Genomic DNA, 16,142 nt, shown 5'->3' with positions numbered 1-16,142 from the left:
TGGGTGTCGCCAGCTCACGATAAGTAAGTACTTGTTAAATATAAAACCCATGCCGCATTCTTCATTTGTTCCTGCCGCTGTTAACTGCGCCAATCACGAGCTCGATTTTTCGCGCCCCTTAGTGATGGGTATTCTTAATGCGACCCCAGATTCCTTCTCCGACGGAGGCAGTTATTATCAGGGCGCCTCGCTTGATATCGCCTTAGTGTTACAGCGTGCACGGCAAATGCTGGTCGAGGGCGCCAATATAATTGATGTCGGAGGCGAGTCTACCCGGCCAGGCGCGACACCTGTGACGCAAACCGAGGAGCTGGATCGGGTGGTGCCGGTGATTGAGGCCATTACCAAAGAGCTGGGAGCTTTGGTGTCTGTGGATACCAGTTGCCCGGTGGTAATGCGTGAAGCGGAGTCGGCCGGTGCCGGTTTGATTAACGATGTGCGGGCCCTGCGACGCGACGGCGCGCTACAGGCCGCAGCGCAAACCGGGCTGCCGGTGTGCTTGATGCATATGCGGGGCGAGCCGGGGACTATGACGCGCCAGCAAACCTACCCGGATGTTTTGACCGAAGTGCATGAATTTTTTGCCCAACGTTTACAGGCTTGTGCCGAAGTGGGCATAGCGCCCGGCAACATCATGCTGGACCCGGGGTTTGGGTTTGGCAAATCCCTCGAGCAAAATTTAACACTGTTGCGTCATTTGGCTGAGTTTCAGCGCTACCGGCTGCCGCTGTTGGTGGGACTGTCGCGTAAGTCGTTGCTGGGTAAGTTGTTGGGGCGCGAAGTGAGCGAGCGCTTGCCGGGTTCCCTCGCGCTGGCCCACGAGAGTGTGTTGCGTGGAGCCAATATTGTACGGGTCCACGATGTGGCCGCCACGGCCGATATGATTAATGTTCACCTAGCCCTGCAAAGTGGGCGGGGTGAGAAGGAGACGAAACAACAATGAGTCGTAAATATTTTGGTACTGACGGAATTCGCGGGCGTGTGGGCGAATCGCCGATTACTCCTGACTTTATGCTTAAGCTTGGCTGGGCGGCTGGCCGAGTGTTGGTAGACCGCTACGATGGGCCGGGTTTGATCTTAATCGGTAAAGACACCCGGATCTCAGGTTACATGTTTGAGTCGGCGTTGCAGGCGGGTTTAATTAACGCCGGTGTGGATGTTGGCTTGTTGGGGCCTATGCCCACCCCGGGTATCGCCTACCTTACTCGCACCTTTCAGGCGCAGGCAGGCATTGTAATTAGCGCTTCGCACAACAGCTATTTTGACAATGGTATTAAGTTTTTTAGTGCTGAGGGCACCAAGCTGCCGGACGATATCGAGCACGCCATCGAAGAGCAGCTCGATCAGCCGATGATTACCGCCGAGCGCCTGGGTAAGGCGCGGCGCATTACCGATGCGGCCGGCCGCTATATTGAGTTTTGTAAGGGAACGATGCCCTGGGGCTTTAAGCTCTCTGGTATGCAAATAGTAGTGGATTGTGCCCACGGTGCGACTTACCACATTGCTCCCAGTGTGTTTAGTGAGCTGGGCGCCAAGGTTATTCCTTTTGCCTGCGAGCCCAATGGCACCAACATTAACCGCAGTTGCGGCTCGACCAACCCCGAGGCACTTAAAGAAAAGGTGCAAGAGGTCGGTGCCGACTTGGGTATCGCCTTTGACGGCGATGGCGACCGGCTGATTTTTGTCGATCACAAAGGCGAGGTGGTGGATGGTGATGAGCTGCTCTACATTATTGCAGCTTATCAGCAACAGTTTGGTGGCGGGTGTCCCGGCGTGGTGGGCACACTGATGAGTAACTTTGGTTTTGAGCTGGGCCTAAAAGAACTAGGTGTCCCCTTCGCGCGGGCGAAAGTCGGCGACCGTTACGTCATCGAGACCATGCGTAATAACAACTGGTCGCTGGGTGGCGAGTCCTCGGGGCATATCGTGTGTGGCAATGTTACCACCACCGGTGACGGCATTATTTCGGCTCTGCAAGTATTGCTGGCAATTGACGCGATGGGCAAAAGCCTTAACAGCGCCAAGCAGGGCATGACCAAGATGCCGCAAACCATGATTAACGTGCATCGGGTCAAAAAGGTCGATTTAGACAGCGATCCAGCCGTGCAAAGCGCGGTGGCCGCTACAGAGAAACAGCTGGGCGAGCGGGGCAGGGTTTTACTGCGCCCATCGGGCACTGAGCCTGTGGTTCGGGTAATGGTAGAGGGCGAAGACCGCGCCGAGGTAAAGGCGCTGGCTCAGCAGCTGGCCGACGAGGTGGAAAAGGCGCTTAATTAGTCGCGTAAGCTACGGATTATAGGGCAATTTGCCGTTGTATCTTGAAGGCTGTTCGGATACCATTGGCGGCCGTTTTACGGAGGGCACCAAAGTGGGATTGCAGTCCAGAGGAGGTCGGCGCAAGTTGATCGTCGGCAACTGGAAGATGAACGGCTCTCGCGCCGTTAACGACCAGCTGCTACAGGCAATTTTATCTGGTTGGTGTCCGCTACAGTACGTTGATGTAGCGCTTTGTCCGCCGTTTTTGTATCTGCCTCAAGTGGTAGACGCAACTGCCGCCAGCCCGCTGGTGCCGGGCGCGCAAAGTCTTAACCCGCGCTCGAACGGTGCCTGCACCGGCGAGATCTCGGGACAGATGTTGGCCGATATCGGCTGTAAGTATGCCATTGTCGGGCATAATGAGCGCCGCCGTATGCAATCAGAGAATGATTTGTATGTGGCCGAGCAGTTTTTGGCCGCGCAAGAAAACGGCTTAACGCCTATTCTATGTGTGGGTGAGTCAGAGCAGGCCCGCGCAGCGGGGCAAGCTCTAGACACCATTGGTCAGCAGTTGCGGGTGGTCATTGAGGCTGCGGGACTCGAGGCATTTAGTCGAGCCATTGTCGCATACGAGCCCATTTGGGCCGTGGGTACCGGCAAAACTGCTACCCCGCAGCAGGCACAAGAGGTTCACACCTTTATTCGCGACCAGTTTGGCGCACAGGGTGAGAACTTAGTAATACTTTATGGCGGCAGCGTTAAGGCCAACAACGCCTCGAGCTTGTTTGCCGAGCCGGATATCGATGGCGCCCTGTTAGGCGGTGCCTCGCTAGACGCAGAAGAATTTATCGCGATATGTCAGCGCGCCGAGCAGGCTGCGACTGGCATGACACAGTAAGCTCGTAAAGAGAGCGGAGTAATGGAAAAAATAGTACTGATTGTTCATATCTTAACGGCACTCGCCATTATTGCATTGATCTTAATGCAGCAAGGTAAAGGTGCTTCAGCGGGCGCTTCTTTTGGTGCCGGTGCATCGCAAACGGTATTTGGTAGTGAGGGGGGTGGTAACTTCTTCACCCGTGCCACGGCTATTTTTGCGTTTGTGTTTTTCTGCACCAGTTTTGGCCTGGCGATTATTGCAAAAAATAGCTCGTCGATAGCTGACGATGCAATTCCAGCCGTGATAGAATCCGGCCCCGCTGTGAACGATGTACCGGCCTCAGACTCTGACGTGCCAGCCGTGGAGCAAAGCGCCCCGGCAAATGAAGTTCCGGTGGCGCCAGCCAGCGAGCAGTAAGAAAACAGTATTTGCCCAAGTGGTGGAATTGGTAGACACGCTATCTTGAGGGGGTAGTGGCGTAAGCCGTGCCGGTTCAAGTCCGGCCTTGGGCACCATTTAACAAACCGATATGCTCCAATATCGTCCTAGAGGCCCCGTACTACGGGGCTTTTTTGTATCTGGTCTAACCGTATCTGCCCCAAATGCTTTACCTTGCCTTGCTGCAGCCAGCTAACCGGTGTTGGCTATGGTTGTTGCTATTGTTTGAGGTGTCTGTGTGCAGGCACACGCCGTGGGCGACATCCGTTATTGACATTGCTTTGCGTGAGATCGCTTTTGCAATAATTGTTGGCTACTATTAAACCTTGTTGTCTTCCGCCAAAAAGGATGTTGATATGAAAAGTAAACTTGTAAATAGAGTGGCAGGCGTGCTTGGCGCATTGCTGCTTTCCTCGGGAGCCTTGGCTGCCGAAAAACCCAATATTTTGGTTATCATGGGTGATGACATTGGCTGGTTTAATACCAGTGCGTATAACCACGGGATGATGGGCTACACGACGCCTAATATTGATCGAATCGCCAACGACGGCGTGCTATTTACCGATGGTTATGGTCAGCAAAGTTGTACCGCAGGCCGTGCTGCCTTTATTACCGGGCAATCGCCTAAGCGCACAGGCTTATTAAAGATCGGTATGCCCGGGGACCCAATTGGCATTTCAGAGAAAGACCCCACCCTAGCGGAACTGCTTAAGCCACTCGGCTATACCACTGGTCAGTTTGGTAAAAACCACTTGGGTGACTTGGATAAGTTTTTGCCCACCAACCACGGCTTCGATGAATTTTTTGGCAACTTGTACCACTTGAATGCTGAAGAAGAGCCAGAAAACCCTGATTACCCGAAAGACCCAGAGTTTCGCAAAAAATTCGGTCCTCGTGGGGTTATCAAGTCTACGGCAGATGGCAAAATTCAAGATACCGGCCCGCTGACCTCGACCAGAATGGAAACTATTGATGAAGAGTTTCTTGCCTCGACGCTCGACTTTATCGAACGAGCGCATAAGGCCGATAAGCCTTTCTTTGTTTGGCACAACGCGTCGCGCATGCATATTTTTACGCACCTGAAGCCTGAGTCTGCGGGCAAATCTGGTCGCGGAATTTACGCCGACGGCATGCTCGAGCACGACGGGCATGTCGGGGTACTGCTGGATAAATTGGATGAGCTTGGTATTACCGATAACACCATCGTGCTGTACACCACTGATAATGGCGCTGAAAAGTTCAGCTGGCCAGATGGTGGGACCAGCCCATTCCGGGGCGAAAAAGCGTCGACCTGGGAAGGCGGTATCCGCATTCCTATGATGGTTCGTTGGCCGGCGCAGATCCCTGGTGGCCAAGTGAATAATGAGATTATCTCGCTGGAAGACTGGGTGCCTACCCTGATGGCAGCGGCCGGTGAATCGGAGATAAAACAGCGGTTGCTAAAAGGTCATCAAGCAGGAAGCAAGAAGTTTAAGGTCCATTTGGATGGTTATAACCTGTTGCCCAGCTTAAAGGGTTCTGATGAGGCCTGGCCACGTAAAGAATTCTTCGCGTTTGTGGACGATGGCTCATTAGGTGCCGTTCGTTACGGTCCCTGGAAGGCGCATTTCTCTATCCAGCAACATGAAGGCTTAGGCTCCTGGATGAATGCGCAAACCCCGCTCAAAGCGCCTATGCTTATTGACCTGCGTGCGGATCCGTTCGAGATGGCGCCGGAAGATTCGTCATACTATGACGATTGGTTGGTGCGTCATATGTACGCCTTTGTGCCATTGCAGAATTTGGTTAAGAACTTTATGGCCACGTTCGAAGAGTTTCCGCCTCGCCAGGAGGGTGGTAGCTTCACGCCTAAGCAGTAGATCAATATTTTCTCTGGCCATGACAAGTTCATGGCCAGAGAGTTTACGACCTTTGTTCGTTCGCGACACGCTCGGTTAACGGGTTTTATCTAGACCTCCTGGGGCAATCGTCTCAACTTTCGCTTCGAGCGGGCGTCCCGTTACTGACCTTCCGCCACCTCCCGACTTTCCTCCGCCTTACATCAATAGGCTCTTGCATTCGCTTGCCATAATCATGGCCTTCGGCGTCGTGTGGGTTGTGGTTTAGCTTGTTATATAGGTGTAAAAGGGTGAATCCGGCCATCGGTTACTTTAGCGTTTGCCTGCCAAGGTGCTGGCGCAGTGGCTTAACGAGTTTCTTAATTGGGGACGTGCGTAGCCGGTGAGCGTTTCTCGGCGTAGACGTATTAGTGGCTGACGGTACCGGTATCGATAGAGGGGGGCGGTGGTTGGGCGCTGCAGGTTTACACAATTAAGTGGTCTTGTAAAAAAAGCGTTACCTCTGGCGTGCAAGGCGGTAGCGTGCGGGCGATCGCTAGGTGTACACCGGATATGCCGGCGGGTTCAAAGCGGTAAAACAGGTGCTCGGGGCGTGGGAGGCCCGATTCAGGCAGGTCAAAATATGCGATAGGCGACGCGCCTTCGGGGTTGATGCAAATACGGTTGAGCCCCTCGGATATGCCCGTGCCGCGTGCTTTAAAAAACGCCTCTTTGAGTGTCCACAGGCGGTAGAATTCGCGACTCTGTGTGGGCTCGTCAAGCTTCGCCAGGCGTTGCGCCTCGCGTGCGTGGTAGTAGTGGCGCGCAATGGCGAGAAGGTTGCGTTGTTTTTGTGGGTGCTCTATATCGATTCCTACGGGGGCGTGCCAGTCGACGGCCAGCGCCATCCACTGGCCGCTATGGCTTAAGTTAAAATGTGGGGCTTGATCGAGTGTCAGCCGCGGTTTGCCTGCGGCGTTGGCGGTAAAATCCAGCTCGGCGGGGGGCGTATTGCAGCAAGTGCTTAGCACGTTGCGCAGCAGTGCCCGGCTGCTTAAAAAGGCGTGCTTTTGCGAGGCGGTTCGGTAGCGGGCAAGGCGCTCGCGCTCGGGCTCGCTGAGTAACTGCAGGCAGCGTTTGGCCTGAGCGCTGCCTGGGGTTAGTAAGTTCGCGGGGCTGAGCCAAACCTGGGCTGGCATAGCTGTCAGGCCTCGTGACTGAGTGCGGTTAGCTGGCCCCTGAGTAGCTCGTTTGCGCCGCAGGTAATCTCAAATTGACACAGGGAGCTGTTGGCGTTACTCGCCAATAACTGCACCCGCACCAAAAGCGGCTCGCTGTATTCATCGAGCCACTGGCACGCCGATGACAACTTAGAGGCGGTAGCGATCACGCCTCGTCTAGCCGGCTTGCCCGTATTGCGTAAGCTAGCGTGGGCCGCCATGGCTTGTGCGGCGTACTCGACACCGGCAAAGATTGATAATTTCCCATCGTCGCGCAAGGGGTTGTCTTCTCGCGTGTGAGATAGCGCGCGGCACAGAATATACCCGTCATCCCAGTGGGTGATAGAATCCAGCAGCACCATGGGGGCTTGATGGGGGATAAGGTCGGCGATGTCAGGTGCGAGGGTCATAATACTTACATCAATCTGAGTGATAGGGGCATGATAACCGATGTTAGAGGAGTTTCGTGTTGAAGCGTCCGATTTGTGTGTGCAGGGCCACTTTACTGGCTACCCGCTGGTACCAGGGGCGTACCTGCTGGGTAAGGTGCACGCCTATTTGCGTGAGCGCTTTCCGGAGCACCTGGTGTTAGAGATAAAAAAAGTTAAGTTTCTGGCACCGGTATTACCAGGCCAGTCTGTTCGCATTGATATGGTGGACAAGCACTGGCCTCGTGTAAGTGTGCAGTTGAGCGGTGGCGAGGGGCGGGTGCTGGAAGCTTCGGTGATCCTCGCGGCGCAATAAACATACCTGCGGCAGCGGTACCCGGCGTGCCAACAAGCACCAAGGTGGTGTAAAATGTCGTCCGATTTGCCTGTCGAGGCGGGCGAGAACGAGGTGACAATAATTGAGTGATTCAATGCTTGTGTGGGTATCTGACGTTAAGGCTTGGGCGCCGGGTATAGAAAACCCCGCCGCTTGGTCTATCTGGTCCGATGATCCTTACCCGGTAACCTCCGATGAACGCCCGGCCGCTGCCGATGTACCAGCCATGACCCGGCGGCGCTTGACCCGCTGGGGGCGTCAGGCACTGGAGGTGGCAGGCCCCTGTGCAAAATACCTAAGTGCCGACACGCCGGTCATTTTTAGCTCTCGACACGGCGATACACAGCGCACCCTTAGCTTGCTTGAGTCTTTAGCGGCGGGACAAGCGCTGTCGCCCAATGCGTTTAGTTTGTCAGTGCACAACTCGGCGCTGGGCTTATTTACCATTTTGCACGAGCTGCAAGCGCCTGCCGTGGCGCTTGCAGCCGGGCGCGAGACCTTGGCGCAAGCGTGGATAGAGGCCGTTACTCACCTTGCCACAGGAGCTCCGCGAGTATTGCTGGTGCATACCGATGAGCCTCTGGGTGGTCCTTATGCCGCGTTTGCCGATGAAGTCGATATGCCGGCGTCGGTCGCGGTTGTCTTGGAGCGAAAACCGGTTGCGGGCGCAGTGCCTGTCAGCTTGCAGTGTGAGGCCGGTACCGGTGCCGGCGATGAGCGCTCGATGTTATTGGCGTTTCTCGCCTGGTGGTTCTCGTTTGAGCCACAAATGCGGTATCACGCAGGTGATACGACCTGGTGCTGGGGTCGGCGCGATTATGTGGCTTAAAACTGGGCTGGATCGCTGCTGGCGGATTTTGGCTACAGGGTTTTGTTTTAGCTTTTTTTTTGCCGGAGGGCTGCTGCAGTCGCTGCTGGTGTTTCCGGTGATTTATGCCCTGCCGGGCGATCAAGGTAAAAAAGCGAGCCGGGTGCGCGCCATGCAGCAGCGCACCTTTGGCGGTTTTGTGCAGTTGATGCAGTTATTGGGCTTGATTCGGGTCACGCTGCACAATACCGAATTGCTCGCTCAGTCGCGGGGTTGTTTAGTCATAGCCAACCACCCGACGCTGATCGATGTGGTGATACTGTTTGCCAAATTGCCCCAGGCCAACTGTGTGGTAAAGGGTGAGCTATGGCGCAACCGCTACTTAAAAGGCGTGATGCGCGCTGCGGGCTTTATCAGTAACGACAGTGGCGAGCTGCTGTTACAGGGCAGTCGGCAGTCACTTAGCCGCGGCGAGGCGGTGCTGATTTTTCCCGAAGGCTCGCGCACGACGCCGGGCTGTGCTCCGCGCTTTAAGCGCGGCTTTGCCAATATTGCGGTGCGTACTGGCGCCCCTATATTGACGACATTTATTACCTGCAACCCTTTGACCTTGACCAAAGGGGCGCCCTGGTATCGAATACCGCCGCAGCGGGCCAGTATCAATATTTACTTTGCCGAGTTGTTACAGCCGCAAACACTGGTTGACGATTTTGAAGATAAGCCACGAGCGGCGCGTCTGCTTACAAGGCACCTAGAAAGCTATTTTGAGGAAGGGTTAAAGCGTTATGGCTGATATGGCTGAAGACATTAAGCAGATGATTATTGAAGAGCTGGAGCTAGAGGACATCACCGTGGCCGATATCGACACCAACGCGCCTCTGTTTGGTGAGGGGTTGGGATTGGATTCCATTGATGCGTTAGAGCTTGGTTTGGCGCTGCAAAAGCGCTTTGGGGTAAAGATCGATGCAAACTCAGAGCAGAATAAAGAGCATTTTCGCAGTGTCGCCTCGCTGCGTGACTTTGTGATCGCACAACAAAGCTAGTAGAGATTTTCATGACAAAAGACGAAATTTACACCGAATTAAAAACAGTTCTTGTGAAGTCATTTATGATTGACGAGGATGACATCTCTCTGCAGGCTGACCTGTACGCGGACCTGGATTTTGATAGCATCGATGCTATCGACTTGGCGGCTAAAATTCATAGCGTGACCGGCAAGCAGTTAAAACCTGAGCAGTTTAAGGGAGTGCGCACCATTGGCGACGCGGTTAATGTTGTCGATGAGCTAATGAGAAACGGCTGATGCGGTTTCTGGGGGTAATAGTTGCACTCATACTGCTGCTGTACCCGCCGCTGGTGTACTTTGGCACGCAGTGGTTTGAGCCTCGTTGGCTAGGCCTTATATTTGCCTGCGCTTATTTACTGCGGCTGGTGTTAGTGGCCCGCTTGTGGTGGCAGCGTAGCCTGCTCGTCGCGACTATGGTACTGGGGGCGGCGCTGTTGTGGTGGGTGAACAGCGAGACCTTACTTAAGCTATTGCCCGCCGGCATTAACCTTGGTTTAGCCGGTTATTTTGGCTGCACATTGTGGTACCCGCCCAGCATCCCAACGCGTGTTGCCACGCTTGAGTATAACGGCAACCTGCCTCCGGTAGTTGAGCGCTATACAGTAGCTATTACCCGTTTGTGGTGTGGTTTTTTTATCGTGAATGCCGTTATAGCACTGGTCACAGCGCTGTTTTTTAGCCGCGAGGTTTGGGCGCTATACAATGGCCTGCTGGCTTACATTGCCATCGGTTTGGTGTTTGCACTTGAATACGCTTATCGAATATTGATTTTCCATAAAAAGCACGCGTTATGAACACCTCGGTAAATATCAGGGATGTCGGCTTGAGGGGCGGCCCCCAAGTCGTCGCATGGACCGCGCATGGTGCGGTTACAGCAGATCAGCTGCGCCGGCGCGTCTTGACTCTGGCGGCAGCCATTGCACCGCTCGAGTCACATCGGGTGGCACTGTGGCAGTCCGATAGTTACGATTTTTTAAGCGTTTTTTTAGCTCTCGCCTTAAGTGGTAAGCAGGTTGTGTTGCCGCACAATTTGCACGCCGGCAGCAGCGTGCAAATGGCGCAGCACTTTGATCTGTTAATCAGTGACCAGACGCAAACCGCCCTCGATTGCCCACAGCTGTCATTAAACGATCTCAGCGCGCAAGAGCACGCTAGTGTACCTGCCGCGTGCTCTTCKCTTGCGGCCGAACCTGTGACGATTACGCTGTTTACCTCGGGCTCTACCGGCGTGCCACAGCCGGTGCATAAAACCCTGAGCGAGCTTGAAGCCGAAGTTGCAGTGCTGCAGCGCGACTTTCCGTCGCTTGGTGCGACACCGGTGGTGGCCAGTGTCTCCCATCACCATATTTATGGCCTCTTGCACGTACTTTTGTGGCCTTTGGTGCGGGGAGCGGCTTTTGTGGTTGCTCCTATTCAATTTCCAGAAAACCTAGTCGAGCAACTCGCGCAGCATGGTCCGGCGGTATGGGTTGCCAGCCCGACACATTTGGCCCGTATTCCGGCCTCGGTACACTTTAGTCGGGCTGCACCACAGTTATCAGAGATTTTTTCCTCCGGTGGTTTGCTGTCGGAGTCGGCCGCCGAGAGTATTGCCGATCAGCTCGGTTATGCTCCCATTGAGGTGTTGGGCAGCACTGAAACCGGCGGGGTCGCCTGGCGACGGCAAACCGCGTCGGCTTTTTGGCAGCCGTTGAGTGATGTTGTCGTGGCGCAGTCAGACAGGCAGTGTTTACACGTTAAAAGTCAGCACTTAAACGCCCCTGAGGGCTTTGAAATGGGTGATAAAGTTCACCTCTGTAACAGCGGTGAATTTCAGTTGCTGGGCCGGGTTGATACGGTAGTAAAAGTTGAAGGAAAAAGGCTATCGCTTACGGAGCTGGAGGCGCGTTTAAATGAATCTCCCTGGGTTGGGCAGGCGCGTGCGGCCGTGGTTCGCGGTCGGCGCGACGAGGTGGGCGTGTTAGCGACCTTAACGACTCGTGGTGAGCAAGAGTTACGCGGTGGCAAGCATCAATTAAATACCGTATTGCGTGACTATTTAGCCGATTTTTTTGATCGCCCACTGTTACCGCGGCGCTGGCGTTACTTTGATAGTCTACCCAGCAATGCTCAGGGCAAGCTGCCGATGGCGGATATTGTTAGCCGCTTACAGGAGCGTGAAAAATAATGCAGTTGCCACAACCTGTTACAAGTTCACAATCCGAGCAGGAGTTTTGTGTCAGTCTAGAGCTACAGCCGCAAGACCCTTGCTTTGCGGGTCACTTTGAAGGCTTACCTGTTTTAGCCGGAGTTGTTCAGGTGGGTTGGGTATTTGGTTTTGCCGAGCAATTTTTAGGGCGACGTTTCGAGTTTTTAGGTTTGGCGTCTAATAAATTTTTGCAGTTGGTGCGCCCGCCCGTTAAGTTGCAATTAACCGTGCAGTACCAGCGCGATCAGGGACGCCTAAAGTTTGTTTATCGGATGCCTGGCGGTGTTTGCTCGCGCGGTGCGATTTGTGTTCGGGAGTTAACGTGAGTGAGCCTCGGTTTAACGTTTGCGCCGTAATTCCGGTGTATAACCACGCTCATTTAGTGGGCCCTTGCGTGCGGCGTTTACGTGAACAGGGCATTAGTTGTGTGTTGGTCAATGACGGTGGCGATGCCAAAGCCAGTGCCACGTTAAAGCAGCTATGTCAGCAAACCGGCAGTGAGCTGTGTGAGCAGTTTCCCAACGGTGGTAAAGGCAGTGCGGTATTACTGGGCATGCAGCACGCCCAGCGTTTGGGGTTTTCACATGCGTTACAAATTGATGCCGACGGTCAGCACGATGTGGGCGATGTACCTACGTTAATGGCGAGCGCCGAGAGACACCCTGAATCGGTCATTGCGGGTGTACCACAGTACGATGACTCGGTGCCAAAGCTACGTTTGTACGGACGCTATTTAACTCACGTGTGGGTCTGGATTGAAACGCTATCGTTGGATATTCGTGACTCTATGTGTGGCTTTAGGGTCTACCCCATAGCGCCAACGCTAAGTCTTGCCCGCTCTGTAACCTTGGGCTCGCGCATGGACTTTGATACCGAGGTGCTGGTGCGGCTGCACTGGCGGGGCGTCGCGATTATTAATGTTCCGACTCGGGTTGTCTACCCGGAGCACGGCGTGTCCAACTTTCGTTTGTGGGGCGATAATATAGCCATAAGCTGGATGCACACACGATTGGTTGCCGGCATGTTAATACGTTCACCGATTCTACTTGGCCGGCGCTTACGCAGTTGTTTGGGGAGCGATTATGACTGAGCCGCATTGGTCCCACGCACGCGAGCGCGGCAGTGCTTTTGGTATGCAGGTGTTGTTTTCGGTGTATCGCTTTGGCGGTCGGGTGCTGGTGTATCCGGTGGTTTGCCTAGTGGTTTCTTATTTTTATATTACCCGTGCCTCCGTGCGGCGTCACAGTGCCCGTTATTTGGCACGCGCTACCGGCAAAAAAGTCAGCGCCTGGTTGGTGTGGCGACACCATCTGGCCTTTGCCCGAGCCTTGATGGATAGGCTGGATGCGTGGATGGGGCGTATTCAGCGTCGCGATGTGGAGTTCCCAGGGCACCAGCAATTGCTCCAGCTACAGCGTGAAAAAAAAGGCGGCATCTTACTCGGCGCGCATTTTGGTAATTTAGAAATGTGCCGCGCGGTGGTAGAAAATGACGGTTCGCTGAAATTGAACGTTATTTTACACAACGCCAATACAGCCAAGTTTAATAAGCTGGTCGAGCGTGCCAGTGCGCAATCGGGCGTGCGCCTGATTCAGGTGAATGACATTACTCCTGCCACAGCCATCGAGCTTAAAGAGAAACTTGACGATGGCGAGTTTTTAATTTTACTGGCCGATCGTTTGCCTCCGGGTAATAGTTCACGTTATTTTACGGCGCCTTTTTTAGGGGCTGAAGCGCGCTTCCCTTCGGGGCCTTTTTGGTTGGCCTTGTTGTTGGGCGCCCCCGTGTTTTTTATCGCAGGTTTTGACAGTGGCAATGGCTATTGTGCGCAGCTTGTGCCATTGCGTGATGGTGGCCGTGTGCGCCGGGCCGAGCGCGAGTCGGCGTGCCGGCTTATGTTGACCGATTATCTCACCGAGCTTGAACGACTATGCCGCGAGCAACCATTGCAGTGGTTTAACTTTTTTGATTACTGGGGCGATGAAAGCCCTAATGATGAGCGCACCAGGAGTGATGTAGCTAATGAGTCATAAACAGCCTGCCAATAAGATTGAGTTTGGCGCTCGACACATCACCATCGAAGACATCGTCGCCATTGCCAACGGCTATGGTGCGCGCTTAACCGATGACCCTAGAACCCGAAATCGCATCAGCGCCAGTGCGAGCTTTGTGGACAATTTATGGCGCGAAGAAGGCGTTATTTACGGTGTTACCACAGGGTATGGCGACTCTTGTACGGTGTCTATCCCGCCTCATTTGGTCGAAGAGTTACCGCTACACCTAACGCGCTTTCATGGCTGTGGCTTGGGACGCGAATTTGACCCAACCCATGGCCGCGCCATTTTGGCCACCCGGCTAGCATCGCTCTGTCAGGGTTACTCGGGGGTGCGCGCGCAATTGCTTGAGCAACTGGTGAGTTACATCAATGCCGACATTGTGCCAGTGGTGCCCGAGGAGGGCTCTGTCGGAGCCAGTGGCGACCTTACGCCGTTATCTTACGTGGCCGCCGCCCTGGTGGGCGAGCGCGAGGTAACCGTTAAGGGACAAAAACGCGCGACCGCCGATGTATTGCGCGAACACAATTTAGCCCCGTTAAAGCTTATGCCCAAAGAGGGGCTGGCAATTATGAATGGCACGGCGGTTATGACGGCGGTGGCCTGTTTGGCGTTTGATCGTGCGCAGTATTTGGCGCGTTTGGCCACCCGGGTGACGGCAATGGTGAGTGTGGCGTTAAAAGGCAATACCAATCACTTTGATGCACGCCTGTTTGCCGTTAAACCCCACCCTGGGCAGGGGCAAATTGCGGCCTGGATTCATTCAGACTTAAATGCCCATGAGGTAGAGCGTAACTCTGACCGGTTGCAAGATCGCTACTCGGTGCGTTGTGCGCCGCACATTATCGGCGTACTGCAAGATTCATTGCCGTGGCTGCGACAGTTTATCGAGACCGAATTAAACAGCGCCAACGACAACCCCATTATTGATGGCGAGGGTGAGCATGTATTGCATGGCGGACATTTTTACGGTGGCCATATTGCTTTTGCTATGGACTCGCTCAAAGTGGCGGTGGCTAATTTGGCCGATTTAATCGACCGGCAAATGGCGCTGCTGATGGATGTTAAGTTCAATAATGGTTTGCCATCGAACTTGTCGGGCGCGACCGCTGAACGCGCGATGATTAACCATGGGTTTAAAGCGGTGCAAATTGGTACCTCGGCCTGGACGGCCGAAGCGCTAAAGCACACTATGCCCGCCAGTGTGTTCTCGCGTTCCACCGAATGCCACAACCAAGATAAAGTGAGTATGGGTACGATTGCCGCGCGCGATTGCGAGCGGGTGTTAGAGTTGACCGAACAGGTAGTAGCGGCCGGTGTGTTGGCCGCTACGCAAGCGTTGCACTTACGCCAACAGCAGAGCGACTTTGATCAGAATGCGATTACCCCGCCACTGGCTGATATGATGGCGCAGGTGCGAAAGGATTTTGACATAGTCACCGAAGATCGACCACTGGAAAGCGTGTTGCGGCAAACGGTTAATGCCATTCGCGCGCAGCGCTGGGAGTTGTACCGCGATGAGCCATAAGGCGTGTGAGCAAAGCCCGGTGACGGCGAGTGTAGTTTTGCGGGTGCCGTTTTACGATGTCGATAGTATGGATATTGTTTGGCACGGCCACTATCTTAAATATTTTGAAGATGCCCGCTGTGCCTTGCTGGATAAAATTGCTTATAACTACACCGATATGCGTGATTCTGGTTATGGCTTTCCCGTGGTGGACGTCCGGTTAAAGTACGTAAAACCCGCGACCTTTAATCGAGCCATCCGGGTCGATGCGACTTTGTCGGAGTGGGATGTGCGCTTAAAGATAGAGTACCGAATTATTGATGAGGCAACCGGCCAGGTACTGACCAAAGGCTATAGTGTACAGGTGGCGGTGGCGCTTGATAGCGGCGAAATGTGTTTTGCGTTGCCTGATATCGTGCAACAAAAACTGACGCACTATCGTCACGACGGAGATCAACGATGAGTACGCGAAGCTTTAGGTATTCTCCCCGCGCGGTTTCCGTTATCGCTCTGGTTATTGGGCTTTTATGGTGCTTAGTACCTGTGACGGCTAAGACGCAAGGGGTGTTCGACCACCCGGTTGTCGCCGGTACGGCCGAGGCCCAGGCGCTCGATGGCATTGCCGATCAGCTGCGGGGCAATCTTCCCGTTGCCGGGATCATTGAACAGCGTAAGTATTTGGCGATATTGCGCGAGCCGATGATTTCCACCGGGCGATTTAACCTGACGACCGATGGTCATATTCACTGGCATATTGAAGAGCCGTTTGCCGTGACTTACGCCATGGCCGAGGGCGAGTTAACCCGTACGATGGAAGGTAAAACAGAGGTCATTAGCGCCGCCTCTGAGCCCTCGTTATACGGCTTTTTTCAGATGTTTAGTCGGTTGTTTGAGCTTAGCCTAAAAGATTTGAACAGTTATTTTGCGGTGTCGTTATTAACGCCCGAACAAGTGCCTGAGCAAACGAGTGAACAGTGGGTGATCGGACTCACCCCCGAGGACTCACGTCTGCAAAAGCTCTTAGCTCACATCATCGTACAGGGGCGCGAAGGGGTGATTAATCAGGTGACGCTGACCGAGCCGGGCGACGATTACACTGTGTTAAATTTCTCCTACGTGCGCGATTCTCAGGCTCAGTAACGG

General features: G+C 54.2%; 20 protein-coding genes and 1 tRNA gene. 19 read left to right on the top strand and 2 right to left on the bottom strand.

What is annotated here, in order from left to right:
- The first annotated feature begins 49 nt into the window (after positions 1-49).
- From folP to SD69_RS16470, 6 genes are all read left to right on the top strand, one after another.
- Complete coding sequence (gene folP, locus SD69_RS16495) at positions 50-943, top strand: dihydropteroate synthase (protein ID WP_041524084.1); 894 nt, start codon at positions 50-52, stop codon at positions 941-943.
- Positions 940-2,277, top strand: a complete 1,338-nt coding sequence (gene glmM / locus SD69_RS16490; protein WP_041524083.1) for a phosphoglucosamine mutase — start codon at positions 940-942, stop codon at positions 2,275-2,277. The genes folP and glmM overlap by 4 nt, the downstream gene beginning before the upstream one ends.
- A 28-nt stretch (positions 2,278-2,305) precedes the next feature.
- Positions 2,306-3,154, top strand: a complete 849-nt coding sequence (tpiA, locus tag SD69_RS16485; RefSeq protein ID WP_332307921.1) for a triose-phosphate isomerase — start codon at positions 2,306-2,308, stop codon at positions 3,152-3,154.
- Positions 3,155-3,175: 21 nt separating this feature from the next.
- A complete protein-coding gene (gene secG / locus SD69_RS16480) occupies positions 3,176-3,553 on the top strand; it encodes a preprotein translocase subunit SecG (protein WP_041524081.1) in 378 nt (125 codons plus the stop codon).
- 13 nt (positions 3,554-3,566) lie between these two features.
- Positions 3,567-3,651: transfer RNA gene (locus SD69_RS16475), tRNA-Leu, on the top strand.
- 279 nt (positions 3,652-3,930) lie between these two features.
- On the top strand, positions 3,931-5,433 hold the full coding sequence (locus tag SD69_RS16470) for an arylsulfatase (protein WP_041524080.1): 1,503 nt from the start codon (positions 3,931-3,933) through the stop codon (positions 5,431-5,433).
- A gap of 443 nt (positions 5,434-5,876) precedes the next feature.
- On the opposite strand, the gene SD69_RS16465 is transcribed toward SD69_RS16470, so the two are convergent.
- Positions 5,877-6,590: a 4'-phosphopantetheinyl transferase family protein gene (locus tag SD69_RS16465; protein ID WP_052481290.1), complete on the bottom strand. Its 714-nt coding sequence runs from the start codon at positions 6,588-6,590 to the stop codon at positions 5,877-5,879.
- Positions 6,591-6,595: 5 nt separating this feature from the next.
- Positions 6,596-7,021, bottom strand: a complete 426-nt coding sequence (locus SD69_RS16460) for a hypothetical protein (protein ID WP_041524079.1) — start codon at positions 7,019-7,021, stop codon at positions 6,596-6,598.
- Positions 7,022-7,061: 40 nt separating this feature from the next.
- Here SD69_RS16460 and SD69_RS16455 point away from each other — a divergent pair, with 40 nt between their 5' ends.
- From SD69_RS16455 to SD69_RS16400, 13 genes are all read left to right on the top strand, one after another.
- Entirely contained in the window at positions 7,062-7,355 is a 294-nt protein-coding gene (locus tag SD69_RS16455) for a hotdog family protein (RefSeq protein ID WP_052481289.1), read from the top strand.
- Positions 7,356-7,458: 103 nt separating this feature from the next.
- On the top strand, positions 7,459-8,205 hold the full coding sequence (locus SD69_RS16450; RefSeq protein WP_157471732.1) for a beta-ketoacyl synthase chain length factor: 747 nt from the start codon (positions 7,459-7,461) through the stop codon (positions 8,203-8,205).
- On the top strand, positions 8,195-8,977 hold the full coding sequence (locus SD69_RS16445) for a lysophospholipid acyltransferase family protein (RefSeq protein WP_041524078.1): 783 nt from the start codon (positions 8,195-8,197) through the stop codon (positions 8,975-8,977). The genes SD69_RS16450 and SD69_RS16445 overlap by 11 nt, the downstream gene beginning before the upstream one ends.
- Complete coding sequence (locus SD69_RS16440) at positions 8,970-9,227, top strand: phosphopantetheine-binding protein (RefSeq protein ID WP_041524077.1); 258 nt, start codon at positions 8,970-8,972, stop codon at positions 9,225-9,227. The genes SD69_RS16445 and SD69_RS16440 overlap by 8 nt, the downstream gene beginning before the upstream one ends.
- Positions 9,228-9,238: 11 nt before the next feature.
- A complete protein-coding gene (locus tag SD69_RS16435; RefSeq protein WP_041524076.1) occupies positions 9,239-9,487 on the top strand; it encodes an acyl carrier protein in 249 nt (82 codons plus the stop codon).
- Positions 9,487-10,044, top strand: a complete 558-nt coding sequence (locus SD69_RS16430) for a COG4648 family protein (RefSeq protein ID WP_041524075.1) — start codon at positions 9,487-9,489, stop codon at positions 10,042-10,044. The genes SD69_RS16435 and SD69_RS16430 overlap by 1 nt, the downstream gene beginning before the upstream one ends.
- Positions 10,041-11,417 (top strand): AMP-binding protein, encoded by a 1,377-nt coding sequence (locus SD69_RS16425; protein ID WP_052481287.1) that lies wholly within the window; start codon positions 10,041-10,043, stop codon positions 11,415-11,417. The genes SD69_RS16430 and SD69_RS16425 overlap by 4 nt, the downstream gene beginning before the upstream one ends.
- Positions 11,417-11,764, top strand: a complete 348-nt coding sequence (locus SD69_RS18260) for an ApeI family dehydratase (protein WP_052481286.1) — start codon at positions 11,417-11,419, stop codon at positions 11,762-11,764. The genes SD69_RS16425 and SD69_RS18260 overlap by 1 nt, the downstream gene beginning before the upstream one ends.
- Positions 11,761-12,528: a glycosyltransferase family 2 protein gene (locus tag SD69_RS16420; RefSeq protein ID WP_041524074.1), complete on the top strand. Its 768-nt coding sequence runs from the start codon at positions 11,761-11,763 to the stop codon at positions 12,526-12,528. The genes SD69_RS18260 and SD69_RS16420 overlap by 4 nt, the downstream gene beginning before the upstream one ends.
- Complete coding sequence (locus tag SD69_RS16415) at positions 12,521-13,471, top strand: LpxL/LpxP family acyltransferase (protein WP_041524073.1); 951 nt, start codon at positions 12,521-12,523, stop codon at positions 13,469-13,471. Before SD69_RS16420 ends, SD69_RS16415 begins: the two co-directional genes overlap by 8 nt.
- Entirely contained in the window at positions 13,461-15,020 is a 1,560-nt protein-coding gene (locus SD69_RS16410) for an HAL/PAL/TAL family ammonia-lyase (RefSeq protein ID WP_041524072.1), read from the top strand. Before SD69_RS16415 ends, SD69_RS16410 begins: the two co-directional genes overlap by 11 nt.
- Positions 15,010-15,462, top strand: a complete 453-nt coding sequence (locus tag SD69_RS16405; RefSeq protein WP_041524071.1) for an acyl-CoA thioesterase — start codon at positions 15,010-15,012, stop codon at positions 15,460-15,462. Before SD69_RS16410 ends, SD69_RS16405 begins: the two co-directional genes overlap by 11 nt.
- The gene (locus SD69_RS16400) at positions 15,459-16,139 is read left to right on the top strand and encodes an outer membrane lipoprotein carrier protein LolA (protein ID WP_041524070.1); all 681 of its coding nucleotides are present in this window, start codon (positions 15,459-15,461) and stop codon (positions 16,137-16,139) included. Before SD69_RS16405 ends, SD69_RS16400 begins: the two co-directional genes overlap by 4 nt.
- Positions 16,140-16,142: the final 3 nt, after the last annotated feature.

Origin of the sequence: Gilvimarinus agarilyticus, from assembly GCF_000832015.1 — a bacterium.
Taxonomy (GTDB): domain Bacteria; phylum Pseudomonadota; class Gammaproteobacteria; order Pseudomonadales; family Cellvibrionaceae; genus Gilvimarinus; species Gilvimarinus agarilyticus.
This window is presented reverse-complemented; position numbering and strand designations above follow the sequence as displayed.